At 69.4% G+C, this 25896-nt stretch carries 24 protein-coding genes; 14 read left to right on the top strand and 10 right to left on the bottom strand.

Annotated features, from left to right (window positions below; translation table 11 throughout):
* Nucleotides 1–174 precede the first annotated feature (174 nt).
* The 4 genes from AC5RWG_RS07130 (at nt 175) to AC5RWG_RS07115 (ending at nt 3674) form a co-directional block, all read left to right on the top strand.
* The gene (locus AC5RWG_RS07130) at nt 175–1233 is read left to right on the top strand and encodes an efflux RND transporter periplasmic adaptor subunit (protein ID WP_494012794.1); all 1059 of its coding nucleotides are present in this window, start codon (nt 175–177) and stop codon (nt 1231–1233) included.
* On the top strand, nt 1230–1943 hold the full coding sequence (locus AC5RWG_RS07125; protein WP_494000579.1) for an ABC transporter ATP-binding protein: 714 nt from the start codon (nt 1230–1232) through the stop codon (nt 1941–1943). The genes AC5RWG_RS07130 and AC5RWG_RS07125 overlap by 4 nt, the downstream gene beginning before the upstream one ends.
* Entirely contained in the window at nt 1940–3133 is a 1194-nt protein-coding gene (locus tag AC5RWG_RS07120) for an ABC transporter permease (RefSeq protein ID WP_494025381.1), read from the top strand. Before AC5RWG_RS07125 ends, AC5RWG_RS07120 begins: the two co-directional genes overlap by 4 nt.
* Before the next feature lie 73 nt (nt 3134–3206).
* The gene (locus AC5RWG_RS07115; RefSeq protein ID WP_494166674.1) at nt 3207–3674 is read left to right on the top strand and encodes an SRPBCC domain-containing protein; all 468 of its coding nucleotides are present in this window, start codon (nt 3207–3209) and stop codon (nt 3672–3674) included.
* Here AC5RWG_RS07115 and rarD read toward each other — a convergent pair.
* The 7 genes from rarD to AC5RWG_RS07080 form a co-directional block, all read right to left on the bottom strand.
* Complete coding sequence (gene rarD, locus AC5RWG_RS07110; RefSeq protein WP_494025772.1) at nt 3671–4708, bottom strand: EamA family transporter RarD; 1038 nt, start codon at nt 4706–4708, stop codon at nt 3671–3673. The genes AC5RWG_RS07115 and rarD overlap by 4 nt on opposite strands.
* A gap of 71 nt (nt 4709–4779) precedes the next feature.
* Complete coding sequence (locus tag AC5RWG_RS07105; RefSeq protein WP_494025383.1) at nt 4780–5772, bottom strand: DUF6177 family protein; 993 nt, start codon at nt 5770–5772, stop codon at nt 4780–4782.
* An 8-nt stretch (nt 5773–5780) separates the two neighbouring features.
* Nucleotides 5781–6212, bottom strand: coding sequence for a hypothetical protein (locus tag AC5RWG_RS07100; RefSeq protein ID WP_494012790.1), 432 nt, complete (start codon nt 6210–6212; stop codon nt 5781–5783).
* Entirely contained in the window at nt 6205–10260 is a 4056-nt protein-coding gene (eccCa, locus tag AC5RWG_RS07095) for a type VII secretion protein EccCa (protein WP_494166673.1), read from the bottom strand. Before eccCa ends, AC5RWG_RS07100 begins: the two co-directional genes overlap by 8 nt.
* Nucleotides 10257–11357: a nucleotide-binding protein gene (locus AC5RWG_RS07090; protein WP_494166672.1), complete on the bottom strand. Its 1101-nt coding sequence runs from the start codon at nt 11355–11357 to the stop codon at nt 10257–10259. The genes eccCa and AC5RWG_RS07090 overlap by 4 nt, the downstream gene beginning before the upstream one ends.
* Before the next feature lie 20 nt (nt 11358–11377).
* Nucleotides 11378–12703, bottom strand: a complete 1326-nt coding sequence (gene eccD / locus AC5RWG_RS07085; protein WP_494166671.1) for a type VII secretion integral membrane protein EccD — start codon at nt 12701–12703, stop codon at nt 11378–11380.
* 2 nt (nt 12704–12705) lie between these two features.
* Nucleotides 12706–13026, bottom strand: a complete 321-nt coding sequence (locus AC5RWG_RS07080) for a hypothetical protein (RefSeq protein ID WP_494166670.1) — start codon at nt 13024–13026, stop codon at nt 12706–12708.
* Between the two features lie 261 nt (nt 13027–13287).
* On the opposite strand from AC5RWG_RS07080, the gene AC5RWG_RS07075 reads away from it, so the two are divergent.
* The 8 genes from AC5RWG_RS07075 to AC5RWG_RS07040 all read left to right on the top strand — a co-directional run bounded on the left by AC5RWG_RS07075 (nt 13288) and on the right by AC5RWG_RS07040 (nt 22174).
* Nucleotides 13288–13635 (top strand): hypothetical protein, encoded by a 348-nt coding sequence (locus AC5RWG_RS07075; protein ID WP_493939538.1) that lies wholly within the window; start codon nt 13288–13290, stop codon nt 13633–13635.
* Between the two features lie 96 nt (nt 13636–13731).
* On the top strand, nt 13732–14037 hold the full coding sequence (locus AC5RWG_RS07070; protein WP_493939539.1) for a hypothetical protein: 306 nt from the start codon (nt 13732–13734) through the stop codon (nt 14035–14037).
* Between the two features lie 59 nt (nt 14038–14096).
* Entirely contained in the window at nt 14097–14474 is a 378-nt protein-coding gene (locus AC5RWG_RS07065) for a DUF6507 family protein (RefSeq protein ID WP_494049514.1), read from the top strand.
* A gap of 59 nt (nt 14475–14533) precedes the next feature.
* A complete protein-coding gene (locus tag AC5RWG_RS07060; RefSeq protein ID WP_494166669.1) occupies nt 14534–17767 on the top strand; it encodes a glycohydrolase toxin TNT-related protein in 3234 nt (1077 codons plus the stop codon).
* Between the two features lie 14 nt (nt 17768–17781).
* A complete protein-coding gene (locus tag AC5RWG_RS07055; protein ID WP_494166668.1) occupies nt 17782–18309 on the top strand; it encodes a hypothetical protein in 528 nt (175 codons plus the stop codon).
* Between the two features lie 36 nt (nt 18310–18345).
* A complete protein-coding gene (locus AC5RWG_RS07050; protein ID WP_494166667.1) occupies nt 18346–19491 on the top strand; it encodes an SseB family protein in 1146 nt (381 codons plus the stop codon).
* A 1-nt stretch (nt 19492) separates the two neighbouring features.
* Nucleotides 19493–20566, top strand: coding sequence for a hypothetical protein (locus tag AC5RWG_RS07045; RefSeq protein ID WP_494166666.1), 1074 nt, complete (start codon nt 19493–19495; stop codon nt 20564–20566).
* A gap of 180 nt (nt 20567–20746) precedes the next feature.
* Entirely contained in the window at nt 20747–22174 is a 1428-nt protein-coding gene (locus AC5RWG_RS07040) for an FAD-dependent oxidoreductase (RefSeq protein WP_494074919.1), read from the top strand.
* Nucleotides 22175–22255: 81 nt separating this feature from the next.
* On the opposite strand, the gene AC5RWG_RS07035 is transcribed toward AC5RWG_RS07040, so the two are convergent.
* Nucleotides 22256–22492, bottom strand: coding sequence for a hypothetical protein (locus tag AC5RWG_RS07035; RefSeq protein ID WP_494166665.1), 237 nt, complete (start codon nt 22490–22492; stop codon nt 22256–22258).
* 245 nt (nt 22493–22737) lie between these two features.
* Between AC5RWG_RS07035 and AC5RWG_RS07030 the strand changes: the two genes are divergently transcribed.
* On the top strand, nt 22738–23325 hold the full coding sequence (locus AC5RWG_RS07030; protein WP_494166664.1) for a TetR/AcrR family transcriptional regulator: 588 nt from the start codon (nt 22738–22740) through the stop codon (nt 23323–23325).
* Nucleotides 23326–23480: 155 nt separating this feature from the next.
* Nucleotides 23481–23813, top strand: a complete 333-nt coding sequence (locus tag AC5RWG_RS07025; RefSeq protein WP_494074923.1) for an ankyrin repeat domain-containing protein — start codon at nt 23481–23483, stop codon at nt 23811–23813.
* Between the two features lie 80 nt (nt 23814–23893).
* On the opposite strand, the gene AC5RWG_RS07020 is transcribed toward AC5RWG_RS07025, so the two are convergent.
* A complete protein-coding gene (locus tag AC5RWG_RS07020; protein WP_494012777.1) occupies nt 23894–25393 on the bottom strand; it encodes a catalase in 1500 nt (499 codons plus the stop codon).
* On the bottom strand, nt 25394–25855 hold the full coding sequence (locus AC5RWG_RS07015; RefSeq protein ID WP_494000561.1) for a Fur family transcriptional regulator: 462 nt from the start codon (nt 25853–25855) through the stop codon (nt 25394–25396).
* Nucleotides 25856–25896 lie beyond the last annotated feature (41 nt).

Here is a 25896-nt window from a genome sequence, read left to right as displayed (position 1 = left end):
TTGCGGCGCCGGGGGCTCCGGTCTCCGCCCTGGCCGCCGGCAGCGGCCGTGTCTTGTCCGGCCGCCGCCATCCGGCACTGGTAACCTCCGTCACAAGCGGGTGTTTGTCTCACGCCATGTGTCAGCTTCCCGCCGTGACGCGCCTCAGGCGCACGTCGACGAGGGGGATCCTGCATGAGTGCTGTGCGCCGCTACGTTCTGCCGGTGGTTTGGCTGGCGATTTTCGCCGTCATAGCTGCCGCGCTCTTCAAGCTCGCCTTCGTGGATGGCATGCGCGCGGAGGCGGTCGACCAGCAGCCTTCGGCCCGCCTGGTCACGCCCAGCGTACCCGCGGCCGTGGGCACGGTGATCAACGTGGTCCAGCTCGAGGGATCGGTTGCCGGCGACCCGGCCGTGACCGTGCGCAGCACGGCGGAAGGCACGGTGAACCACCTCTTCGTAGAGGCCGGCGCGAACGTGGCCAAGGGTGATGCGCTGTTCCAGGTGCAGAAGCCGGTGGAACCCGACGCCGTGCAGCAGGTTTCGCTCGAACGGGATCCGGAGGACGAACCGGTCCCACCGGCCCCACCGGCTGCCCCGGCGTATACCTACGTGAACGTGGTGGCCCCCGCCGCGGGCAAGCTGACCGACCTGTCCGTGCTGGTGGACCAGCAGGTCTCGGTCGGTGCCGAAGCTGCCGTCATTTCCCCGGGCACCTTTTCGGTGACCGGGACACTGACCGCCGAGCAGCAGTTCCGGCTGCTCGACCGCCCCAGTTCCGCCACCGTGACGGTCATCGGCGGTCCGGCTCCCTTCGAGTGCAAGGCCGTGACGGTCGGGGAGAGCCCGGCAGCCGGCGCCCCGGGACCGGTGCCGGAGCAGCCCGGGGATCCGTTCGGGCCGGCGGCCCCGGCGGCGACGGGCACTGTCAACTGCGCCGTACCGGCCGATGTCAGGGTTTTCCCCGGGCTGGGCGCGACGATCGATATCACGGCCGGAACCGCCGAGAACGTGATCGTGGTGCCCACCACGTCGGTCCGCGGATCGGTGGACACCGGCCTGGTGTGGGTGGTGGAGGACGACGGCGGGGCGCCGGTTGAGCGCCCGGTCGCCCTGGGACTGACCGACGGGATGCAGGTGGAGATCGTCGACGGGCTGGACGAGGGCGACCTGGTCCTGCAGTTCATTCCCGGCGCGCCGGGGGACCAGATAATGCCCGGGATGGAAGGCGATTTCGGCATGGTGGGCGGATGAGCGCTGCGGCGGCGGGGGCCCCGCTGCTGGAGTTGCAGGGCGTGACGCGGAGCGTGCACATCCCGGACCGCGGCCCGCTGCACATCCTGCAGGGCATCGAGCTGAGCATCGGTACCGGCGAGCACGTGTCGATAGTCGGCCGGTCCGGGTCGGGAAAGTCCACCCTGCTGAACATCCTGGGCCTGCTGGATGTGCCGAGCACCGGTGAGATGTTCTTCGAGGGGCGGGCGGTTTCGTCCCTCGGGGAAAAGCAGCGCGCCATGGCCCGCGGTGCCCGCGTGGGATTCATCTTCCAGCAGTTCAACCTTCTGCCGGGCCGTACAGCACTGGAAAACGTCATGACCCCGCTGCTCTATGCCCGCGGCCGGCAATTCTGGCGGCGCGAGCGGCTGGCCGCTGAAATGCTCGATCGGGTCGGCCTGGGCGACCGGCTGGGGGAGAAACCGCACAGGCTCTCCGGCGGTGAGCAGCAGCGGATCGCCATCGCGCGGGCGCTGGTGCGCTCGCCCAGGCTGATTCTTGCCGATGAGCCTACCGGCGCCCTGGACATCGAAACCGGGCAAAACGTGATGGCCCTGCTGGACGAGGTGGTTCGGGAGTCGGGTGCGGCCCTGGTGACCATCACGCACGATGCAAACGTGGCGGTCCTGGCCCAGCGGCACTATCGGCTGGGCGACGGGATTCTGCACGCTTCGGAGCAGGCAGCATGACCGGCGCCGTTGCCCTCCTGGTCGAGGCATGGGCCGAGCTGCGCATCCACAAGACCCGGGTCCTGCTGGCCTTGATCGGCGTGGCGCTGTCCGTCGCGGCCCTGACCACCGTCGTCGGGCTCGGCAACATGGCCAGGGAAGGCATCGTGCAGGGGCAGGAACAATCCGGAGGCCGCGCAGCGACCGTGACGGCTGAGGTCCACCTGCCGACAGGAACCGAAGAACCGGCGGTCCTGCAGGCCGCCTTCGAGGGGCTCGTGGAACGCTACGGCGTGGAATACGCGAGCCGCCGGGCCTTCGCCCAGGTTCCCTTCCAGTTCCCCCACGGCGTCATGACGGCCGAGACCACGGTGGTGGACCGCAGCTACGGCGAGATGCGGCGGGTCAACCTGGTCACCGGCCGCTGGTTCACGGAAGCCGACGCCGCGGCGCTTGCGCCGGCGGTGATCATCAACGAAGCATTCCACCGGCAGCTGGGTGCACCGGACCTGGCGCTGAACCCCGTGGTGCAGATCTTCCAGCAGCGGCCGATCGCGGCCACCGTGGTGGGAGTGATGCCGGACTTCCACCAGGAAGCCATGGCCCAAGCCATGATGCTCACCAACCAATACGAGCGTTGGGGCCTCGGCGGGGAGGCAGGTCCTCCTCCCGTGCTGGAAATGTGGCTCCCGGTCGAGCTCGAGCCGGGCCTGAGCGCGGCGATCGCCGGTGACCTTCAGGCCCAGTTCCCCGATGCCCAGGCGAATGTGTACCGCAGCGACTATGCCGCCTGGGGCGACCCGTTCGAGGGCATCCAGTGGGCGGTAGGCGGCATCGCCGGCCTGGTGCTGCTGTTGGGCGCCGTGGGACTGCTCAACATTTCGATGGTGACGGTCAGGTACCGGGTGCGGGAAATCGGCATCCGGCGCAGCTTCGGGGCGACCTCCGGCCGGATCTTCTTCGGCGTCATGCTCGAATCGGTGGTCGCGACGTTCGTGGCCGGCGTGGCGGGGGTGATGCTCGCCGTCGCCGTGGTGAAGAGCCCGTGGATCCAGGACCTGATCGCCCAAGGCATCAGCGAACTGCCGCCGTTCCCGGTGGAAGCGGCGCTGCTGGGCATCGGCGCCGCGACGGCCGTCGGCGCACTGGCCGGCCTGATCCCGGCGGTGGTGGCCGTGCGGGTCAAGGTGATCGACGCGATCCGATACTAGTGCGGGGTTTGCCCGGCGGGCCGGACCGAAGCGGCAGAGCCCGAAGTGCCCGAGGGTGCGTTAGCCTCCGGGTATGCCTCTCCTAAGTCGTGCCGTTCACGCGGCGAAGGGACACGTGTCCCACAGGTGGTCCATGCCGGTGCCCGCGGCCCGCCTTTGGTGGGGGCTGACAGACCCGGAAGCCTTGCCTCATTGGCTGGGGAAGTTAACTTCCGGGCGGTTCGTCGGCGGGGATGTGGTGACCATCCAGCACGCGGAAAACTATTGCTGTACCAGCCGGATTCTGGAATGTGAACCGGAAAAACTGCTGCACATGACGTGGGACTTTCCGGACGAGCCGCCTTCGCAGGTGCGGATCACCCTCACCCCGGTCGGCAGTACGACCACCCTGGACCTGGCCCACGACGGGCTGGGGAGCGAAACGGTCAATTACCTGCCCGGTTGGCACGCGCATCTTCTCTACTTGGAAGCGCTCACCCTGGGCCGGCCCCGACCCATGTCCGACTTCTGGTCAACGCACGACGGGCTGTCCGGCCTCTAAGCCGCCGCCGGCGGCTGGGGTGCCTGGGCGGCCGCCGGCTCCCCGCCGGCCTTGGGCGCCCGCTTCAGGGCCACGGCCATGTCCGTGGTCAGGATGGCCAGGGAGAGCCAGACCAGGCCGAAACCGATCCAGCGTTCCAAGGGCATGGGCTCGTGCAGGAAGACGAGGGCGATGATGAACTGCAGGAGCGGGGCCAGGTACTGCAGCATGCCGACAGTGCTCAGCGGCAGCCGGCGGGCGGCGGCGCCGAAGAACAACAGGGGCAGCGCGGTGATCAGGCCGCTGGCGGCCATCAGCCAGAAGTGGCCGCCGCCTTCGGAGAGCAGGGTTGCCTGGCCGCCGGCCATCAGGATGAGCATGACGGCCACGGAGACCGGGGTCAGCACCAGCGTTTCCACGCTCAGGCTGGTGACGGCGTCGACGCGGCCGCCGATGTTCTTCTTAACCAGGCCGTAAAACCCGAAGCTGAGCGCCAGGATCAGGGCAATCCACGGAACGTTGCCGTACCCGAAGGCAAGCACCAGCACGGCGGCGAAGGCCACGCCCATGGCGGCCCACTGCGCCGGCCGCAGCCGTTCCTTCAGCAGGATGACCCCCAGCAGCACGGAGACCAGCGGATTGATGAAGTATCCCAGCGCGGCCTCGATGGCGTGTCCGTTCAGCACCGCGAACACGTAGGTCAACCAGTTGACCGCGATGAGGCCCGCGGCCAGGGACAACGTCCCGAAGGTGCGCCTGTTGCCCAGCGCGGCGCCGAAGGTGCGCCAGCCGCGCAGCGCCGTGATCAGCAGGAAGCAGAACAGCAGCGACCAGACAATCCGGTTGGCGACGATCTCCAGCGGGCCGGCGGGTATCAGCGCGGTGAAGTACAGGGGGAGGATGCCCCAGAGGCCGTAGGCCGAGAGGCCGTAGGCCATGCCGGCCCGGGTCTCGGTGTCCCGCCCCCCGCGGGACGCAGCGCTGGCGCCGCCATCGGGGCTCCCGGCCACGCGGGCGGGGGAAGAGGGCTCCGAGGTGGCACCGCCGTCGTTCATGGACACGCTGGCGACAACCTCCGGTCGGTGGGTTCTATTCCACCCACCGTACCCCCGCGCAGCCGCGGCCGTCAGAACTTCCCGCCGGCCAGCTTTCCCACCAGGTCGCTGAATTCGTCGAGCGGATGCTGGCGGCCCCCGGAGGGATCGCGGTGGTACGTGACGGCCAGCGACTGCAGCGGCGGGACGCCCACCAGCCGCGCGCGGTCGCCGGCGGCGGCCAGGGCCTGCTGCGGGCCGAACTGCGCCAGCGCCTCCGGCCCGAAGAACGAGCAGGCGGGGACGCTAACGCCGGTGAAGCGCGCCGGAAAGGCCAGCCGGTCCAGCAGCATGGTGTGCCCGGCCAGCGCGGTGCGGGCGTGGGCGCGGTGCATGGCCGAACCGAAGGAGGCCAGCTCGTCGTCGCTGAGCGGGTCCACCGATTCGCAGAACAGCTCCACCGACTCGTGCACACCCGTCGACGAGCGCGTCACGGTGAGCACGCCGATGGACGGCACCTCCGTGCCGGGGCGGGGACGGCCGACCACGACGATGTTGCCGGTCATCGGCGCGAGACGGAAGCAGTAGTCGGTGAGGTCGGCAACGTCCCACTGTTCGCTGACCGGCTCGTGGATGCCCCAGCCCAGCGGCCCGGCGCCGGTCAGCTCGGTGAACAACGCGGCGGTGAAGTCGCCGATGCGGGTGGATGCGCTGGCCGGATGCAGGATCTCGCCGCGGGCCTGGATCACGCCGTCGGATCCGGCCGGCGCCTGCAGGTAGTCCGGTGCCAACTGTTCCTCGGCGGCGAAGACGTCCCCGCCCCAACGGTACTGCTGGCCGGTGAACCCGTTGTAGAACGTGCCGTCCGCGGCGCTGGCCATCCAGATGCAGCCCTCGCGCTGCAGCAGTTGGTAGAGCGGCAGCGTCAGCTTGCCGGTGCTGGGCGTCATCACCACGAACTGGCGTTCCGATGCGCGCGCGGCCACATAGGCGCGGGTGAGGGCGGGGGAGAGGAACGCCAGCGGCTTGTCCTGGAAGACAACGGCGGTTCGTTCGGTGTGGAAATCGAAGGCGGAGGCGTGCATGCCCATCCCTATTCTCCGGAGTTGGGCAGTTGGTGGGTGACGACGGCGCCGCGGCACCGCACGGCGATATTCTGCGCCACCCGGTAGCCGAGCGAGTCGCCGTCGGGGATGCCGTTCCGGACCGTGATCTCCTGCCACCACAGGTCCTGGTGCTCCGGCTCGGCGAAGTCCGGGTCGTCGGAGAAGATCGACGGGATCGGGGTGCCCTCGATGGCGTTCACGGTGGCGCCGGCGAGCAGCCGGGACACCTCGCCGGGAACCCGGACCAGGCGCGGCAGCTCGACGGCCAGCAGCGTGGTGCCGTTGCCGTCCTCGACCTCCAGCAGGGCATTTCCGGCGGCCTCGCGGACGTACTCCTGCGGCACCACGGCCAGCAGCGAAACCATGACCACGTCCTGGCCCGGCTCATCGAGCGCGACGACGGTGACGGTGTTAGACATTGGCGGTCGCCTCCAGCGGGGTCCACAGGGTCTGTACGGTCTGCACGGGCCCGCCGGAGCGGACCAGCAGGCCGCGGCCGGGCGGCAGCCGGCGGGCGCGCACGTTGTTGAGCAGGCCGCCTTCGGAGCGGTCGCCGGAGAGGATCAGGCCGGTGCTGCCGGAGTCCCGCAGCGCGGCGAAGAACTGTTCGTACATGCCGCGGCCGGCCCCGCGCACCCGGCGGGTGAGGATCACGTTCAGCTGCAGTTCCGGGCCCATCGGCAGGTATTCGATCAGCGAGCGGAGCGGGCCGGCGCCGCCGGCCGTGAGGATGTCGTAGTCATCGGCCAGCAGGACGATCCGCGGGATGCTGTCCGCCTCGCCGATGCTGTCCTTCATCGCGTCGCCGCCGGTGGTCCGCTTGGACAGCTCCGAGGCGATCGCGTTGGCCAGCGGCTCGGCCTGGGCGGCGCTCGGCGCGTAGCCGCCCAGGTAGGCGTCCGGGACCACGTCGGCCAGCGCCCGGCGGGGATCGAAGACGGCGAAGACCAAGTCCCGGGACGGGTATTGCGCCACCAGCGAGGCGACCAGGGAACGGACGAGGTTGGTCTTGCCGGACTGTTCGTCGCCCATCACGATCAGGTGGTGCTCGCCGCGGACGACGTCCAGCATTTCGGGGCCCAGGTCAGTCTCGCGCAGGCCGAGCGGCAGCAGGCCCTGGAGCGCCGGGACCTCGAGCTGGGCGGCTTCCACCACCTGCGGCAGGATGCGCACCTGCATGGCGCGGGCATCGGTGGAGGCGGCGACGGCGGCCACCATGTCACGGGTGCCCTGCGTGGCCGTGTCCGCGTCGGCGACGCCGTCGATGCGCGGGAGCGCGAAGTGGCCGAAAAGCCTGGCGTCGGTCAGCGCGCGGCCCGGCCGGTCGGCGGGCATGGTCTCGGCCAGTTTGCGGCCGTAGGAGGAATCTGCCGGATCCGCCAGGCGCAGCTCGATCTTGGTGCCGAAGAAGGACTGCTGGGCCAGCCGGATCTCGTTCTGCCGGTTGGCGGTGGTGAGCACGTGGATGCCATAGCCGCCGCCGCGGGCGATCAGCGCGTGCACGGCCGGTTCGATGTCCTCGAACTCGTCGGTCAGCAGGCCGTAGCCGTCCAGGACCAGCACGACGTCGGCGCTGGGCAGCTCGGGAATCTTGCCCTGGGCGCACAGCTTACGCAGGGTGGCCAGCGAATCCACCTGGTACTTCTCAAAGACGATCTCGCGCTCGCCGAGCATGGCCAGCAGTTCTTCCACCGTGCGGCGGACCACCTCGCGGTTGGTCCGCACGGCCACGCCGCCCACGTGCGGCAGGCCCTCCAGCGGGATCAGCGAGTTTCCCAGCAGGTCCACGCAGTAGATGCCCACTTCCTGCGGGCTGTGCGTGAGGGCCAGCGAGGCCGCGATGGTGCGCAGCGCGGTGCTCTTGCCCGACTGCGGCCCGCCGATGATGGCCACGTTGCCGCCCGCCGACTTCAGGTCCAGTTCCCACACGCCCTGCCACTGTTTGGCCGGGTCATCGAGCAGGCCGATCGGGACCTTCAGCCCGCCGCCGGAGGCGAGCCGGATGCCCTGGCTGGTGGTGGTCACCGAACCGGCGGCGGTGTCCAGAGCCAGCGCCGCCGGCAGCGGCGGCAGCCAAATGGGATCCACGGCGCGCGGGAACCCGGCCAGGGTGGCCATCAGCGCGGACAGGACGGTCGGGCCGGTGGTGCGCTTGGACGCCCCGGTACGGGCAGGCCTGGCGGCAGCAGCGCCGGCGTCGTCCGCCCGCTCCAGGCTGGCCGCATACGTGGGCATCGGCAGCACCCGGGGGCCGTCGTCGCCGGCGGTTTCGTCCGCCTCCTGGGCCTGGACATCCTCCAGCGGGCCCGAGACGTACCCGGCCTTGAACCGGGTGTAGACCGTGGTATCCACCTTCAGGTAGCCGTATCCCGGGACCGGCGGCAGGTGGAAGGCGTCCGGCGTGTCCAGCACGGTGCGGGATTCCGATTCGGAGAGCGTGCGCAGCCCGATCCGGTAGGACAGGTAGGTCTCCAGCCCGCGCAGCTTGCCGGACTCGATCCGCTGGCTGCTCAACAGCAGGTGCACGCCGATGGACCGGCCGATCCGGCCGATGGAGAGGAACAGGTCGATGAAGTCCGGCCGGGCGGTGAGCAGTTCGCCGAACTCGTCGATGATCACCACCAGGTGCGGCAGCGGCTCCATGGCCTCGCCGCGGGCGAGCCGTTCCTGCCGGTGCAGCTGGTAGTCGGTGATGTTGGCGATGTTGCCGGCGGCCTTGAGCACTTCCTGCCGCCGGACCACCTCGCCGTTGAGGCTGGAGTAGATTCGTTCGATCAGGCTCGCGTCATCGGCCAGGTTGGTGATCACGCCGGAGACCTGCGGCGCGTCGGCGAAGGGAGCGAACGTGGCGCCGCCCTTGAAGTCCACCAGCACCATGGACAGCAGCTCCGGCGGATGGGTGGCCAGCAGACCCAGCACCAGCGACCGCAGCATCTCCGACTTGCCGGAGCCGGTGGCGCCGACGCAGAGCCCATGCGGGCCCATGCCGAACTGCGCCGATTCCTTCAGATCCAGCAGGGCCGGCCGGCCGCGGTCGTCGGGGCCCAGCGGGATCCGCAGGAAGTCCACTTCGCTCCGCGGCTTCCAGAGCCGCCTGATGTCCGCCTCGTCCAGCGCCGGGCTCAGGCCGAGCATGTCCAGGAAGCTGTCCGAGCTGGCGGCGGTGTTGTGTTCCAGCGAGTCCGCCGAGAGCCGCATCGGTGCCAGTTCCCGGGCCAGCGCCTCGGCGGTCGGCACGGCCAGGGGGTCCAAAGTTCCCTGTTCCACGACCGGCTCGACCGGATCCTCGCGGTAGTTCTGGATCGTGAATCCCGAGTCCGACGGCGGGGCGCCGGAGACCGCGGAATCCGCGGCCGCGCCGGCCTGGGTGACGCGCACGCTGACCTCGCCGGGCTCCTGGCCGCGGTCGGCCACCAGATGGACCACCGTGATGCCCAGGTGGGCCAGTCCGGCGTGCCGGTCCGGCAGCACGAGTTCTTCGGGCAGCCCGCCGTAGCAGTCGGCCAGCACCAGCAGCCGCGGCAGGTGCTGGCTGGCGCCCCGGGCGTTCTTGGAGGATTCGGCAGCCACCACCGCGCGGCGGTTCAGCTCGTCGGCCAGCACGGCACCGAGTTCGTCCAGGGACCGGGCCATCCGGCGGACCGGGCCGGTGGCGTGGGCCTGCTTCTGGTCCGCCAGATGCGGCAGCCACAGGGCCCAGTCCCAGTCGCCCAGCCGGTCTTCGCCGGCCGCGATCCCCACGTGCAGGTCCTCGGGCGAGTGGAAGGCACAGGCCTCGGCGAGCAGGTTCCGGGCGGCGTTGAGCACGAACCCGCGGGAGCCGATGATGCTGACGTTGCCGGCCGAGTCCAGCGGCAGGGTCAGCGGCAAATCCGGCGAGGTCTCATACCGCCGCTGCAGGATCCGGACCTCGTTGTCCATGAAGGTGTCGCGCTGGGCCGTGGCCGGGCCCTGCTCGTTGATGGTGATCTGCCGGCTGATCCGCTCGCCGGAACCAATCCGCACGTGCAGGAAGTCTTCGTTCCCGCGCCGCCGCTCCCAAAGCCGCTGCGTGTTGCGGACGATGTCGAAGAGGGCAGTGGGCTCCGGGTTGCTGGTGCGCGCCGTGGTGATGGTGCGCTGCTCGTCGGCGCGGAGCGTGGCCCGGGACTCCTCCAGGTATTCCAGGTAGCGGTCGCGTTCTTCGGCCCGGGCGCGGGCCGCGCGGCCGCGCTGGCCCAGCATCATGACGATGGACGCGACGACGGTCACGATCATCGCGATGGCGCCGACGGCGGCCAGGCTGTTGCCGCGGAAGAGCATCATCACGGTCATGGACAATCCGGCGCCCAGCAGCGGGATCAGCGCCATGGCGTTCATCCTGCCGGCCTTCTCGCCCATGGGCGGCGGGGCCTCCAGGCTGAAGGGGGCGGCCTCGCGCGCCGGGGCGGTGGTCCGGGCCGGCCGGTGGAAGATCTTCACGCTCATCGGCCGGTGTGCTCCATTGCCAAAGCCAGCGCGGTGGAGGCCAGCTCGGCCGCCTGCAGCCGGACGGCGCGGGACATCAGGGCCGGGTCGAGTTCCACTCCGCCGGCCAGGTGCCGGTCGTAGCCCAGGGGCAGCACGGAGATTCCGTCCCGCGCCAACAGCTTCGCTTCGGCCATCGGGTCCAGCGGGGCGTCGGCATCCGTCCGGGTCAGTACGGCCAGCAGGCCGGTCCCGGCCAGCTCAGGGGTGGCCGCCCACGCGGCCGCCGTGCGCCGCACGTCCTGGACCCCGGCCACCGAGGCGGGGGCCACCAGCACGGCCAACTGCGCGACGCCGATGGCCCAGTTGGTGTCCGGGTTCTCGCCCGGGCCGGTGGCGCAGTCGTAAACCGCCACCGGGCAGTACCGGGAGATGTTCTGGCCGGCCGCCGAGAGCGCGGCATTGCCGGCATGCCCGCCGAGGGCACGTTCCCCGGCCACCCAGAGGTTGGGCCCGGCGGCGGCCAGCTGCCGGCGCAGGTCATCGGCGCTCCCGGCAGGGGAGTAGTGCAGGACGGCGGCGGCGTCGTCGATGGCCGGCGCGTCCGGCACCCCGAGCCGCAACGCCAGGGTCCCGCCGGCGGGCGCCAGGTCGACGGCCGCGATGGTGTCCTGCCGGGCCGCCGCATACAGCGATGCGAGCAGCGCCGCCGTCGTGGTCTTCCCGGCCCCGCCCCGGCTGCCGATCACGGCGATCCGGCGCCCCGTGCTGACCGCGGCCTGCGCGCCGGCCGTGGCGGCGACCAACCGCCGCGGGTAGTCGTCGGAGGAGAGCAGGCCCCTCGCCGCCAGGACGGTGCGGACCAGCCAGGGCTCGCCGCGCCGGCCGCGCAGGCGGCGGCGCCGCTGTTCGGCATCGGACTCGAACGGGCCGGGCCCGGCGGGTCCGGCGGCCGGAGCCGGCGTGCTCCACGGGTCGGCCACCTGTGTCCGGCCGGGCAAGCCCGCAGCGGACGGGGCGGCCGGGGGCACGGAAGCCTGCCGGGGCGGGCCCGCCGGGACGTGCCCGGTGGCGGTATTCTCCCGGGCGATCAGGTCCCTGCGCGACATCGGTTCCATGGAATCGGTTCCAACCTGTCTCAGTCGAAGGTGGTCAGCAGCGAGGCGAAGACGCCGAACAAGCCGATGACCAGCGGGACGGCGGCCAGGATGGCCAGCGTCTCCAACCGGTTGGCCAGCAGGCGCAGTTTCGCGGCGGAATGGTCGGCCAGCGTGACGGTCAGCGAGATCACCACGGCGATGGCCAGCACCAGCAGGCCGGCCGCCACGAACCAGCCGTGCCCCGGAGAGAAGGCCAGCACCGAGCGCGCCAGGGCCAGCGTGCCGACGGCGGCCGCCAGGTACAGCGCGATCCGGTCGGTGGCCAGCGGAAAGGCGCGCGCCCGCAGCCCGGTGGCCAGGGCCAGGCAACCGATCAGCGGCATCGTCCAGGCCTGCCGCTCGGTGTCCGTTCCCAGGATCCACAGTCCGGCGGCCACCGAGAGCGCCGCCAGCGCGGTGCCGAAGCTGAGGCCGCGGTGCGCCGAGCCGATGGCCACATGGACGTCGGTGCGGCCGATGCGGCCTCCCTTGGCCCGCCGGTCGTCCAGCGTGGCCAGTCCGGACGCGGAGAGGACGATCTGCGGCAGCAGGCCGAGGGTCGCGCAGCTGAGCAGCGCGGCCACGCCGGCGGCCAGCACCGGGGCGCCGAAGAGAGCCAGCGAGGCAGCCCAGAAAACGGTGAGCAGGGCGAGCAGGCCCGCGGCAGACATCAGCGCCCGCGGACGCTGCGAGATCAGGCCGGCACCGACCAGTGCCACGGCGCTCGCCGCGGCGGCCAGCAGCACGTGCGTCCCGTGATCGGCAGGCAGACGCAGCACGCCGCCCACGGCCAGCAGCCAGCCGGTGCCCACCAGCAGCGGGCCCAGCACCGTGGCGGTCGCCCGGCCCAGGTAGATGCCGGCGCCCAGCAGCACCGCGGCCAGCGCGAAGAAGACGGCCGCGGCCATGGCCGTGGCGGCGCCCTCGAGCAGCAGGTGCACGCCCAGGTACAGTCCGACGGCGGCGAAGACGGCGCCCGTCCCGCGGCGGACCCGCTCGGTCCAGCGGCCGCCGATGTCCTCGGTCTGTTCCACCACGGCGTCGGTGATGTCGTACACCACCGGTGCCGGCGGGGCCTCGGAGACATTCACCAGCCGGAGCATGGCGCCGTCGGCAATGCCCGCGTCCGTCAGCGACGCGTCCTCGCGGACCGGATCGCCGGCGGGGGTGATCAGCGTTTTCACGGCGACGGCGGCGGCCGGCTGGTCATCGAGCAGGTCCAGGACCTGCGGCAGCAGCAGGCCGACGGGCGTTTGCGACGGGAGCAGGACGTCCACATGGCGCTGCGGCCCGGCCACGGTCACGCGGGTAAAGGTTTCGGCCATGCTCAAGCGGCTCCTCGGTGGGGGACGGGCGGCAGGCGGGCGCCGTCGTCGTCCGCCGGATGGCCACCGAGGTGGAGGACGACGGCGGACTGCGAGCGCTGCTGCCGTTCCTGCCGCAGGTCTTCCAGCAGGTTGGTCACGAACGAATAGCCCACGCAGACGGCGGCGATGACCGCCGCCATGGCGATGCTGAAGAAGAAGGTGCGCACGCTGGACTGCCAGCGCCGCTGGAGCGGGTTCGCGCCGTACAGCAGCGCCGTGGTCAGCCGGGCACGCCGGACAGCCACAGACTCAATGAGCTGGTTGTCGTAATCGTGAGCCACGTCTCTCCTCCCAAGCGGTGCGTCGCCTACCGAGCTTATCGCTCCAAACGATGGATAAATTCCCGTGTGTCCCGCTCAGGATGGGGAGATGTACCCATTAACGTCGATTGACGCGGTGCGAGCCAGCGCGTTCTATGGTAAAGGCGGGGAACCGCTCGAAGACAACCGGCCGGGCGGCAACCCGGCGCACCGCGGACGCAGCAGGCGTCCGCCGGCGGAAGCGGCAGCTACAGCCCCGTGACGGGGCACGGAGGTGGAGCAATGAGCGGCAACCAGTTCATCAAGATGGAAAAGAGCGCGTTTGTCGACGCCGGGAAGGCCAGCGCGGCGGCCGATACCGAACTCCAGGCGCTGATGAAGGAGCTTGAGGCAGTTCCCGAGCCGATGCGCGGCAACACCGCCGGCGACTTCTGGGAGAAGTTCAAGGGCATCATGGGCCGGGCCAACATGGTGGCGTCCGGGCTGCAGAAATCGCTGGTTTCCATTCAGCAGGGCCAGTCCGAGGTCAACACCACCATGCAGCTGGGCGAGCAGCAGCAGGCCGACGACGCCGATGCCACCGAGGGCAAGGCGGCCTGGGACGACGCCGTCTTCCGCAACCGCGGCTAGCCTGCACCGGAAGCAGGCAGGCTCCCGCCGCTCATGCGGCAATGACCCACAGACGATCTTTTTCCGGCCGAGGCCGGGCATGAGGAAGGAAACATCATGGCAGACCAGAATTCATTCGCCTTCTCCGACGGCGGAGCATCCCAGGCCCAGGACAACCTGGACCGGGTGAAGAAGAAGCTTAACGCGCTGGTGGAAACCCGCAAGAAAGACGCCGCGGACCTGCAGGCCAAGTTCCAGGCCACCGACATCGCAGAGCAGTACGACCGGGTGGAGCAGGCCTGGGCAGACGCGGGCTTCGCGTTCGCGGGCATCATGGCGGACGTGCACAAGCTGCTGGAGGATGCCAAGAGCACCGCCGGCAACACCATCAAGACGGCCGGCGCGAAGATCGCCAACATCTAGACCGGCAGCATCCAGATCGCATCCAGTCCGCCAAGGTCCGGCACGAAAGGCAAACAGCAGTGGCACTCGACGGCTGGGACATCGAACCCACCAAAGTCCAAACAATCGTCACCGCCGCCAGCGGGCGGGCCGACAGCTTTGAGACGGATTTCCCGGCCCTGGGTACCGCGGTCAGCGACATCGTCGCTGCCGCCAAGTCCGGCCCGGTGATGGACGCACTCAACGGCTGGGCGGAGAAGACCGTCCAACCGGGCCTGAACAGTGTTGCCGGACGGCTGCAGACCACCTTCCAGGGCACCATGGACGCGGTGAATTCCTACGTGATGGGGGACGCGCAGATGGCGTCAGATGCCCAAAACCTGATCGGGACGCTGCCCGAGGAGGGAGACGCCTCGCGGCCGCACCGGCCGCACGGACCCACTCCGCTGGCGCTCTGATCGACCGGTCCCGCAACTTTCACAAACATCAAGTCTCACGCACCGAATAAGGGGAAGCAATGACGGCCTGGGATCCCTACGCCGAGGAATACCCGCAGCGGCCCGACGCGGAACTGCTGCGCATTCACGCTAAGGCGCTGGACGACAAGGCCGAAGACATTGACGACGCCGTCGAACTGATCGAGAGCGACTGGAGCGGGCTGGAAGCGGTCTACAAGTCACCGGAGGCCCCGCAGGTCTACGTCGCGGTCAAACCGATCAGGACCACCACCGAGGACCTCAAGTCCGACACCGCGGCCATCAAGTCGGCCATCGAGGCGTTCGCCGACTGGGCGGACACCTTCACCTCGCGCTACGACGCGCTGGTGGCCCGCTGGCACGGCGTGCGGGCGCGGATCGCCAACGAAGGCAGCGACTGGCGCAAGGACGAGGACCTGGTCAACGACGACAACCGGATCCTCAGGGACGCCAATGCGCTGGCGGCCGAGCACATGGCGGCCGAGCGAACCTGCGCCAACGCGATTGCCGCGCTCTACGGCGGCATCACGCTGGTCGAAACCACGCAGGACGGCCCCGGCACCGGCCAGCAGGCCTACGGCTACTCGGCAGAACAGCTTGATTCGGCGACCGGCGAGGGGCACATTCCCTGGGGCAAGCCGACGGAGTGGGACAAGCCGTGGTACGCGGACGCCTGGGACGGCATGGTGTCCTTCGGCAAGGGCGTCTGGAGCGGGATCACCGGCACGGTGACCGGCCTGTGGAACATGGTCAACTTCACCGACGGCGAGACCTTCGCCGCCACCTGGAAGGGCATCGGCCAGATCGCCCTGAACGTGGCCATCGTCTCCAGCCCCATCTCCGCGCTCGTGGCCGAGTCGATCGGCGGCCCGGGCACGGTCAAAAAGGCAGGCGAGGAACTGCTGGCCGTCGGCAAGGCGGCCATCCACTGGGACGACTGGCAGCGCGACCCGGCCTACGCCGCCGGCGCGACGGCGTTCGATCTCTCCGCCATCCTCCTGACCGCCGGCGGCGGCGCCGTGGCCAAGGCCGGCGGCGTGGCCAACAAGGTCACCGCGGTCAGCCGGGCCGGCGGGGCAGCGGCCAAGGTGCTGGACTTCTCCGGCCTGTCCAAGACCGCGGGCCTGACCACCCGCGCCATCGATTTCTCCACCAACTTCAAGTTCACTGCCATCGATGTCACGACCAGCGGCTTCAAGACGGTCACCGGCACGGTCCGCCCCTACGTCAGCACCGCCGGCCACGCTTTCACCGACGGGCTGCGCAACGCCGCCTCGGGCCTGCGCGCCGGCGCGGACAACTTCACGACGTCGCTGCGCACCGGCACGGACAACCTGGCGAACGCGCTGGGCGGCCCGCGCCTGGCTACCGCGGGCGGCGGTTACACCACCGGGCACCGCTTCGATGTGGAGACGCCGTCCGGCCGCAACGCCAACACCATCATGAACTTTGACGCGGACGGACCCAAACCGTCGTCGCGCACCGGCGGCTACACCGTGCCGGAACGTCCCGGCCCTCCGCAGTACGGCCAGCGGATTGAGACGCCGGAGGCCAAGCCGGCGCCGGCACGCACTCCCGACGAGCAGGCGCCGGCACGCACCCCCGACGCGGAGGCTCCGTCACGCACTCCCGACGAGCAGGCGCCGGCACGCACCCCCGACGCGGAGGCTCCGTCACGCATCCCCGACGCGGAGGCGCCGGCACGCATCCCCGACGCGGAGGCTCCGGGCTCAAGGGCCCCGGAACCCGATCCCGCCACACCCAAGGCGACCGCTGCGGGGGCCGGCGACGGCATCAACGCCTATGACGTGAACGGACAGCGGGTCAACGACAGCTTCCGCCATCCGCAGGAACCGCAGCACGGCACCGCTGTGCCCGACGCGATCCAGAACCCGGAGGCACACGCCAGATATGGCCAGCACCGGGCCGATGACCTCTACCAGGACGTCGAGATGCCGGACTGGGCGGACCTGCCCAAGGACCAGCACGGCCGCGTGGACATCAACAGCGACCTCGACGCCATCGTGGACCGCTCCCAGCCCGCCTACGGCACCGACGAGCTCGGGAACCCCTTGGATAGAGCCGAGTACGCGAACCGGTACAGCGAGTTGGACGAGTTCCGCCCGGACGAGTACCGGGCGGCCTATCCGGACAACGCCGGGGCGGCCGAAGGAACCATCCGGACGTACTCGTCGTACGACGAGCTGCAGTCAGACTTTGGAAATGTCCAGCTGGACCGGATCGGCCCCAACGGCGGAGCCTACCTGGCCATCGAGGGAACCCCGTGGCACATGCGCGGCCTGCCGGTCGATACCCTCGGCAAGGAGCTGCACCACTTCGAGCTTGGACGCCTGCCCGAGGGCGTCAAGGTCGAGGTCTCCGAAATCGCCCCGGCTTTCGGGCGCCCGGGCGGCGGAACCCAGCTGCGGTTCCTCGACACCACCCAGGGGACCGATCCCAAAGCCATCGGCGTCGACGAACTGATCCGCAGGGAGGGCCTCCACGAGACCGGGCCGCGCCAGTTCGACCCGCCGTGGGCGCGCAACGCCGGCGACCCGGTGGACCTGCTGGCTAAGCACGACCTCGACTTGTCCGCACGGAAATCGGTCATTGACGCGGTCGAAGAGCAGCGCATCACGCTGGAACCCACGACCGTCTACGAGGTGGATGGCCGCGGCAAGTTTTACACGAACTCCGCCGGCCACATCCAGCAGATCGAGGCTCCCAGCGGAACCAAGGGCAACTGGAATCCCGAGTTGAACAACCCGCGGCCCAACGTCCGCTACCACATCGACGGCAACATCGTGGTCCACACCGACGGGTTGGGGCGCCCCACGGCACTGCACGCCCACGACCTCGAGTACTTCCCCAAGGAGCAGGCCGACACCTGGCGGCATCCGGGCAACCAGACCCACGTCGGAGGGCACGGCGGCGGCGACTACGACGGCGGCCACCTCCTCGCGGCCATGTTCGGCGGACCGGGGGAGAAGATCAACCTGATTCCCCAGCTGAACATCCAAAACCGGAATCTCGGCCTGGGCGCCCTGACGCCCATCGAGCGGTTGCGGCTGACGGGGGCCGCCGACACCTGGTATGACACCGAGCTTTGGATCCGCGACCAACTCCGCAACGTGCCTCCCGGGGGCAGCAAGCCCTCGGTCACCTGGGACGTCCGCCCGATCTACGATGCTGGTGGGGGAAACCGTGTTCCACATATGGTGGAACTCAAGGTAACGGTTAACGGCCAAACCCGGCGCTTCGACTTCGAAAACTAAGGAATGTACTCCCCGTGACATCACAGCTGCTCTCCGACGAGTTCTTGTCGGCCATGGCAACCGCGGCCTCTTCGCGGTTCCGGACCTATCAGGAGATCCGGCTGGAGTTCGAGATCTACGGTGCAACCGTCTCCTGGACAGAGATGGCACAAACGGCGGAAGGCGCCTGGGTCAGCATTGACTTCTCCGACGCCGTGCCGCTGGACCGCAGGGCGTTGAAGTCGGACAAAGCCGCCAGCTACACCAAAGGCAAGGGCACATGGTTCGCCGCCCGGCTGACCCTGGTCCCTGACGAAGAGCCGCGGTTCGAACGGTTCGACACGGAGCCGTTCGAACCCGCCCCGGGCGCCCTCCAGATGCCGGTACCTCCCGCTGCGGTCCAGGCCGAGCTCGCCCTGTTTCCGCGCGAACAGGAACGGGTTCCCGGCTGGATGCGCGACATCCTCGAAAGCAACGGTTTGGACGTGCCGTATCTTGACCCGGCAACCGAAGAGCTGGTGCTTGGCAGTGAACGGGCTCCGTTCCAGGACCCCGCCCAGTAGCTCCCCCGCACCCTCCCGGAAGAAGGAACCCATTCCATGTCCGAACAGACGCCTGTGCTGCTCCGCCAACAGCAGTTGGCCGAGATACTCGCCGGCTGGATGCTGCAGGCCGTCAACTCCGAGCCCGGCTGGGACCGGATGGTGCTGGAGCTGAAACCATCCGCCGACGCCATGCTCATGCGCATCACCCAAGACCGCGGCGGCATGGCCGCGGCCAATGTCGGCGCCCTGCAGCCCGGCACCGCGCCCTTCGACGCCGCCGTCGAACTGCACAGCCTCAGCGCGGGGGAGAACGGAGAATCCTGGCGCTCGGCAACCGTGAACCTCTCCGCACGGGACTGGCCGGAACCGAAATACTCCCTGGACACCTACTTCAATTTCGACCAGCCCGCCCCCGATTTCGGTCTGGGAGAACCCGCCGACCAGGGGCCCGCACCAGCGGCCGAGCAGGAACAGGCCGGCCGGCGCGGGCTGGACAACCGCCTGGTCGCCGACGCCGTGGCGAAGTTCAGCGAGAATCCGGGGAAGACGGCGGCCGTCAATGTGTTGCGCCACCTGATCGGCAGCGAAGTGTTGCTCGATGCCACAGATAACCCCGGGCGCCCAGGCATCAGCGTCGTCGAAGTCCACGGTTCGCCTGCCGTGCTCGCCTTCACCTCACAGGAGAAGCTGGCCGAATTCCGTGCCTCCACGGGCCGGCCGGGAGCACCGGTGTCCTGGGTCCAGCCCGGCGAGGACCTTTTGAAGTTCGTCGACGGCCACCGGGACATTGCCTACCTCTACATCAATCCCGCCGGCCCCGCCTGCGCCCTCGGTCGTCCGGAGATCGGCTTCGCGGCCGGGAGCCTGGCCAATGTCGGCCTGAAGCGGGCCGTGGCAAGCCAGGGCGGCACCGACGCCGTCGCCGAACAGCTCAAGCGGCCCGGCGCCGTCGTTCTGGCGGTTGACCGGCCGGACGAGAGTGGCTCCGACGGAGGCCCGATCCTGCTCAAGGGCCAGGACGGCGGGCCGATTCTTCCCGTCTTCTCGTCCGGGCCGGAAGTTGCCGCTTTCCGGCCGGCGGCGCAATTCAGGGAAGTGCCGGCAACCTGGGCCATCGACATGCTGCGCCAGAGGCCCGAACTGTCGATGGTGGTGGACCCCGCCGGCCCGGAAGCGCTGCTCCGCGCCTCGGACTTCTGACATGGCAGCCCACCTGGGGCAGCTGGACGAAGCCCTGCTGACAACAGCTGCAGAGTGGTTCGGGGGCAGCAGTTCCCTGGAGGACGGCGCCTGGACCGTCCGGAACAACTACGGCGTCCGGATGTCCATCGCCGCCGAGGCCGACGGCTTCGTCTTTCGGGACGTCATCGCGCCTTACTGGCCCGGGAAGCCGGAATACGTCCGCACCACGGACCCGGAGGCCCTGCTGCGCTGCCTGTTGTTCCGGGCGGCGTTCTGGCAGCGCAAACGCCGCGGCCTGCGCTTTCTGGCTCTCTCCGACCAGGGGATGGATGACGCCGGCGGCTGGACGCTTCGCGCCAAGCCGCACAAGTCGCCCGCCGTGCTCGAACGTACGGGACCCGGCGGCACCGTCACCGCCGGCTTTCCGGTGTCACGGGATGCGCGGATCTTCACCCGGTATGCTGCACTTCCGCTGGAGTCCCTCGTGGTGTCACTCGTCGCGGCCGACGGTGCCCCGCTGTTCGGGCCGGGCAGGCCTGGCCACGTTCTCCAAGGGCTGCCGGGCCGGCTGGCGGAACTGCCGCCCGAACGGATGGACAAGGCCGTCCAGTACGCCGCCATAGCCGAACCGCTGATCCGTGACGATCAGTGGGCGTTCATGAACGCGGCCGGAGAGCGCACGACCGTCAGCGCGACCGCCGACGGGTACATCCTGGACTTTGAAATGCCGCACGACAACGCGGACCGCAAAAGGTCCTACGTGCGCACCGAGGACCCGGACATACTCACGCGTTGCCTGTTGTTCCTCAGCGGCCGGGCCAACCGGTTCCTGGAGGCAGCGGACGCCGGGGACGGTTTCCTGCCCTACACCGACCGATACGGTTGCCGGGTCGAGGACCCCGACCAGGCCTACCCCGTCACCCTCACGGGAGCCAGCGAGCGGGGGGAGTTCCGGGCCTTCTTCCCGGCCGGCGCCGGGGCGCGCCACCTGACCTATTACTCCGGGGCGCCCTTCGAGGAGCTGCTGGCGTCGATCGAATCGGACGACGGCTCGCCGCTGTTCGGTCCGGACCGGCTGGAAGCCGCCGGCTGAGGGCCGGACGATGCGGAAAGCCTGAGGAGCCGCACCGGTCCCTGGCCCGGCGACGCACCGCCGGCGCCCGGGAGCCAGTGAGATACGCGGCACACTGTTAGGAGGGAAACCGGCGGGCATTTAGAATAGGAAACTGTGCGCTTATTGCGCAGGAGGATTCCCGAAGAAGAAGGACTGCCCGTGTCTAACTCTGCCGAGGCCATCACCCAGCGTCCCCTGAGGGTGGCTATCGTCGGCGCCGGACCAGCCGGCGTTTACGCCGCCGACATCCTCACCAAGGCGGAGCGGGATTTCGAGGTCAGCATCGACCTCTTCGACCGCTACCCCGCGCCCTACGGGTTGATCCGCTACGGCGTGGCCCCCGACCACCCTCGGATCAAGGGCATCGTCAACGCCCTGCACAAGGTGCTGGACCGCGGCGACATCCGCTTCCTGGGCAATGTCGACTACGGCCGGGACCTGACCCTGAGCGACTTCCGGCACTTCTACGACGCGGTGATCTTCGCGACGGGCGCCATCCAGGATGCCGAGCTGGACATCCCCGGCGTTGAGCTCGAAGGATCCTTCGGCGCGGCCGACTTCGTGTCCTGGTACGACGGCCATCCGGACGTGCCCCGCGACTGGCCGCTGGAGGCCAAGGAAATCGCGGTCATCGGCAACGGCAACGTGGCGCTGGACGTGGCCCGCATGCTCTCCAAGCACGCCGACGACCTGCTCAGCACGGAGATCCCGGACAACGTCTACCGCGGCCTGAAGAACTCTCCCGTCACCGATGTGCACGTCTTCGGCCGGCGCGGTCCGGCGCAGGTGAAGTTCACCCCGCTGGAGCTGCGGGAGCTTTCGCATTCGCGCGACGTGGACATCGTGCTCTACCCGGAGGACTTCGACTTCGACGAGGGCTCCGACGAGGCGATCCGCTCCAACAACCAGACCAAGACGATGGTCAACACCCTGACCAACTGGCTGGTGGAAGAACAGGACACCGGCGCTTCCCGCCGCCTGCACCTGCACTTCCTGCACACGCCCGTGGAAATCGTGGAAGGCAGCGGCGACGGCGCCGGGCACGTGGCGGCGATCAAGTTCGAGCGCAACGAGCTGGACGGCACCGGCAACGTCCGCGGCACCGGCGAAATCGTCGAATACCCGGTCCAGGCCGTCTACCGGGCCATCGGCTACTTCGGCTCCGAGCTGCCCGAGGTCGGCTACGATGCCCGCCGCGGCGTCATTCCCAACGAGGGCGGGCGCGTGCTCGACGAGGACGGCAACCCGGTGCCGGGCATCTATGCCACCGGCTGGATCAAGCGCGGGCCGGTGGGCCTGATCGGCCACACCAAGGGCGATGCGCTGGAGACCATCGGCTTCCTGCTCGAGGACCGGCTGGACCTGCCCGCTGCCTCCGATCCCGCCGAGGATGCGATCATCAAGCTGCTCGAGGAGCGAGGCGTCGCCTACACCACGTGGGAAGGCTGGCTGAAGCTGGATGCCCATGAGCGTGAGCTCGGGGCCTCCTTCGTCCCCGAAAACAACGACGGCGATGCTCCCGCCGTCGAGCGCGAGCGCGTCAAAGTGGTCCCGCGCGAAGAAATGGTGAAGATCTCGCAGCACTGATCCGCGGAAACGGGTACCCGGTTCCGCGCGGGGTGCCCGCCCGGCCCGGCGCCGCGTCGGCGCGCGTTGTGCGGCGCGCGGCTAGCGCTTGAGGTAGAAGCGCAGGACGTCGCCGCCGGGAAGTTCCACGCGGACCTTGTCGTCGCCGGGCGTGCTGAGGCGGGCTTCGGGATAGGTGGAACGCAGGCAGCTGAGCAGCGCCTGGTAAGGATCCGGGAGACAAGCATCCGGTCCGGGCGGGCTTCCCGATTCCGGGCGGTGGAGCCAGGTCCGGAAGCGGCCGCCGCACCGCTGCAGCAGGGACTGTACTGGAGCCACCATCGCCATCCTCGCCCGCTTCACTGCCGGCCGCCGGCCGGTCTGATTCCGCGTTTCTGCCCTTTCGCCCAGTATGGGAGCCGGCGGCCCTTTATCTGCGAGGCGTCCCGGCATGTCGCGGAAGAACGGGTGTCGGGGCCGGCAACGACTATGCTGAAGCCGAGCCGGTGGCCGCCGCGTCCACCGGCGTCCCGATCCGCGTCGGGCGCTTCAGGTCCCACGCAGAAGGAGGCAGGGCACACCGCATGGCCAGACCGCAGAACCCGCAGCGCAAGCCGCAGCTGCTCGAGGACATCCTGGCCTACCTGCAGGACAAGAACCTCGCGGACCTGTCCTTTCGCCCGCTCGCCGAAGCCCTGGGCATCAGCAGCTACATGCTGGTCTATCACTTCGGGCACCGGGAAGAGCTGCTCGAGGAGATTGTGCAACGGGTCGAGGCCGATCTCTCCGCGCCGTCGCCGGAGCAGTTGGCCGGCCTGGCGGTTCCGGAGCTGCGGCAGTTGCTGCTCCAGGTGTGGGAGCACTCGCAGACCCCGCACAGCCGCGCCCTGCAGCGCCTGGGATTCGAAGCGGCCATCCAGCAGGCGGCCGCCCGGCACACCACCCATCCGGTGCCGCCGGCGCGACCGCCCGGGTTCGTCCGCTGGCGCGATGCCGCCACCGGGTGGCTGCGGGCCCGCGGGGCAGGGGAGCAGACGGCGGCGGCCGAAGGAACGCTCTTCGCCGCCGGCGTGTGCGGCCTGTGGTTCGGGCAGGTGGTTGCCGACCAGGCCGGGGAGCCGGCGGCGGCGTTCAACCTGCTCCTGGAACGTTTCCTGGCGGCCGCCGCCTGAGATCCGCGCGGCGCCGTGGTGACCCTGCGGAAGCCGCCGCCGGACGGAAGGGGCGCTCCGCCGTCGTGATTCGGCAGGGGCTCGCATACTCTGGGGGAGTGACGAACGATATACCGCTGAATGAAGAACAGACCCGACGCGTGGTTGCGCTCGCCATGGACCTGGCCCGCGAGGGCAAGACCGGTGAGCTCGCGGAGTTCCTCGACCACGGGCTGCCCGTGGACGCGCTGGATTCCGACCGCAACACCCTGCTGATGCTGGCCGCCTACCACGGGCAGGAAGAGACGGTGGGCATGCTGCTGGAACGCGGGGCCAACCCCGATATCCGCAACGTGCGCGATCAGTCCCCGATCGCCGGCGCCCTGTTCAAGGGCGAGGACGCCGTGGTGTCCAGGCTGCTGGCGGCCGGGGCGGACCTGGATGCCGGCACGCCGAGCGCGCGCGATGCAGCCAAAATGTTCGGCCGCGAGCATCTGCTGGACAAGTAGCAATCCACTAGCACGAAAAAACTGCCCGGAACCGGCCGCAAGGGCTGGTTCCGGGCAGTTTTATGCCGTCAGGCGGGGTGTTACGCCGAGTCGGTGTTCACATCGACCGGGGAGATCTTGCCGGCCTGCAGGGCCTCGATGGCCTTGCGCACGCCTTCGCCGTAGGCCGGGTCGGCCTTGGTGCAGTTGGCGATGTGGCGCTCGATGGTCGCCTGGGAGGCGCCGTCGATGGCACGGGCGGTGTTCTCGAACAGCACCTGGCGCTGCTCGGCGGTCATCTTCTCGCGGAAGAGGATGCCGGGCTGCTCGTAGTAGTTGTCGTCGTCCTCGCGGAAGTTGAACCGGTCGGCCACGGCGCCCACGGCCTGGGCGGGATCGCGGTAGGCCGGCTGTTCCTGCCAGCGGCCGTAGCCGTTGGGATTGATGCCAGGGGTGGCGCCCTGGTTCCCGTCGACGCGCATGGCGCCGTCACGGTGGAAGGAGTTGACCAGACCGGCGCCGCGCGGGTAGTTCACCGGGATCTGGTGGTGGTTGACACCCAGGCGGTAGCGCTGCGCGTCGCCGTAGGAGAACAGGCGCCCCTGCAGCATGCGGTCCGGCGAGAAGCTGATGCCCGGAACCACGTTGGCCGGGGTGAAGGCAGCCTGCTCGACGTCGGCGAAGTAGTTCTCCGGGTTGCGGTTCAGCTCCCACTCGCCAACCTCGATCAGCGGGTAGTCCTTCTTGGACCAGACCTTGGTCAGGTCGAACGGGTGGTACTTGTAGGTCTCCGCGTCGGCCTCGGGCATGATCTGGACCATGAGCTTCCACTTCGGGAAATCGCCCTTGTCGATGGACTCGAGCAGGTCGCGCTGGTGCGACTCGCGGTCCACGCCGACCAGCGCGGCGGCCTCGGCATCGGTGAGGTTCTTGATGCCCTGCTGCGTGCGGTGGTGGAACTTCACCCAGTAGCGCTCGCCGGCGTCGTTGATGAAGCTGTAGGTGTGCGAGCCGAAGCCGTGCATGTGGCGGTAGGACGCCGGGATGCCGCGGTCGGACATGACGATGGTGACCTGGTGCAGGGCCTCGGGCAGGTTGGTCCAGAAGTCCCAGTTGTTCTCGGCGCTGCGCAGGTTGGTGCGCGGATCACGCTTCACTGCGTGGTTCAGGTCCGGGAACTTCAGCGGGTCGCGGAAGAAGAACACCGGGGTGTTGTTGCCGACCAGATCCCAGTTGCCCTCTTCGGTGTAGAACTTGACCGAGAAGCCGCGGATGTCACGCTCGGCGTCGGCCGCGCCGCGCTCGCCGGCGACGGTGGAGAAGCGGGCGAACAGTTCGGTCTTCTTGCCGACCTCGGAGAAGATCTTGGCCTTGGTGTACTTGGTGATGTCGTTGGTCACCGTGAAGGTGCCGAAAGCACCGGAGCCCTTGGCGTGCATGCGGCGCTCGGGGATGACCTCGCGGTCGAAGTGGGCCATCTTCTCCAGGAACCAGACGTCCTGCAGCAGCATCGGGCCGCGGGGACCCGCGGTCAGGCTGTCCTGGTTATCGGCTACGGGCGCGCCCGCAACAGTTGTCAACGGCTTGGTGTTATCAGCCATTTAGTTATCGCTCCTTGTCGGATCTTCCAATTGAAGGTCTTTCGTGGCAGTGCAGGCGGGGCAGGTGCCCCAGAAGGTGACCTCGGCTTCGTCGATCGCGAAACCGTGGCCCTCGGCCGCCGTCAGGCACGGTGCCTCGCCCACGGTGCAGTCGACGTCGGCAATATTGCCGCACGACCGGCACACCACGTGGTGGTGGTTGTCGCCGACCCGGGCCTCATAGCGCGCCGGGGACCCCGAGGGCTCAATCCGGCGCAGCAGCCGGGCGTCCGTCAGCGCCGCCAGCACGTCGTAGACGGCCTGCTTGGAGACGCCGCCGAGTTCGTCCCGCACCACACCGATGATGGTGTCGGCGTCGGCATGCGGGTGCGCGCGGACTGCTTCCAGCACCGCCGCCCGCGGACGGGTCACGCGCAGCGACGCCTCGCGTAACAAGTCCTCCGGATCCCTCATCTCGACCATGAAACGATTCTGTCACCTTTTTTGGACTGAGTCCAGAAAAT

The sequence above is a fragment of the Arthrobacter sp. Y3221160 genome, assembly GCF_059092585.1.
Note: the sequence above shows the minus strand (reverse complement) of the source record. Positions and strands in the feature narration are given on the sequence as shown.

Excerpts from the sequence above, each read along its gene's own strand:
- AC5RWG_RS07130 (WP_494012794.1), top strand. The coding sequence starts at position 175 with ATGAGTGCTGTGCGCCGCTACGTTCTGCCGGTGGTTTGGCTGGCGATT.
- AC5RWG_RS07125 (WP_494000579.1), top strand. The coding sequence starts at position 1,230 with ATGAGCGCTGCGGCGGCGGGGGCCCCGCTGCTGGAGTTGCAGGGCGTG.
- AC5RWG_RS07120 (WP_494025381.1), top strand. The coding sequence starts at position 1,940 with ATGACCGGCGCCGTTGCCCTCCTGGTCGAGGCATGGGCCGAGCTGCGC.
- AC5RWG_RS07115 (WP_494166674.1), top strand. The coding sequence starts at position 3,207 with ATGCCTCTCCTAAGTCGTGCCGTTCACGCGGCGAAGGGACACGTGTCC.
- rarD (WP_494025772.1), bottom strand. The coding sequence starts at position 4,708 with ATGAACGACGGCGGTGCCACCTCGGAGCCCTCTTCCCCCGCCCGCGTG.
- AC5RWG_RS07105 (WP_494025383.1), bottom strand. The coding sequence starts at position 5,772 with ATGCACGCCTCCGCCTTCGATTTCCACACCGAACGAACCGCCGTTGTC.
- AC5RWG_RS07100 (WP_494012790.1), bottom strand. The coding sequence starts at position 6,212 with ATGTCTAACACCGTCACCGTCGTCGCGCTCGATGAGCCGGGCCAGGAC.
- eccCa (WP_494166673.1), bottom strand. The coding sequence starts at position 10,260 with ATGAGCGTGAAGATCTTCCACCGGCCGGCCCGGACCACCGCCCCGGCG.
- AC5RWG_RS07090 (WP_494166672.1), bottom strand. The coding sequence starts at position 11,357 with ATGGAACCGATGTCGCGCAGGGACCTGATCGCCCGGGAGAATACCGCC.
- eccD (WP_494166671.1), bottom strand. The coding sequence starts at position 12,703 with ATGGCCGAAACCTTTACCCGCGTGACCGTGGCCGGGCCGCAGCGCCAT.
- AC5RWG_RS07075 (WP_493939538.1), top strand. The coding sequence starts at position 13,288 with ATGAGCGGCAACCAGTTCATCAAGATGGAAAAGAGCGCGTTTGTCGAC.
- AC5RWG_RS07070 (WP_493939539.1), top strand. The coding sequence starts at position 13,732 with ATGGCAGACCAGAATTCATTCGCCTTCTCCGACGGCGGAGCATCCCAG.
- AC5RWG_RS07060 (WP_494166669.1), top strand. The coding sequence starts at position 14,534 with ATGACGGCCTGGGATCCCTACGCCGAGGAATACCCGCAGCGGCCCGAC.
- AC5RWG_RS07050 (WP_494166667.1), top strand. The coding sequence starts at position 18,346 with ATGTCCGAACAGACGCCTGTGCTGCTCCGCCAACAGCAGTTGGCCGAG.
- AC5RWG_RS07045 (WP_494166666.1), top strand. The coding sequence starts at position 19,493 with ATGGCAGCCCACCTGGGGCAGCTGGACGAAGCCCTGCTGACAACAGCT.
- AC5RWG_RS07030 (WP_494166664.1), top strand. The coding sequence starts at position 22,738 with ATGGCCAGACCGCAGAACCCGCAGCGCAAGCCGCAGCTGCTCGAGGAC.
- AC5RWG_RS07025 (WP_494074923.1), top strand. The coding sequence starts at position 23,481 with ATGGACCTGGCCCGCGAGGGCAAGACCGGTGAGCTCGCGGAGTTCCTC.
- AC5RWG_RS07020 (WP_494012777.1), bottom strand. The coding sequence starts at position 25,393 with ATGGCTGATAACACCAAGCCGTTGACAACTGTTGCGGGCGCGCCCGTA.
- AC5RWG_RS07015 (WP_494000561.1), bottom strand. The coding sequence starts at position 25,855 with ATGGTCGAGATGAGGGATCCGGAGGACTTGTTACGCGAGGCGTCGCTG.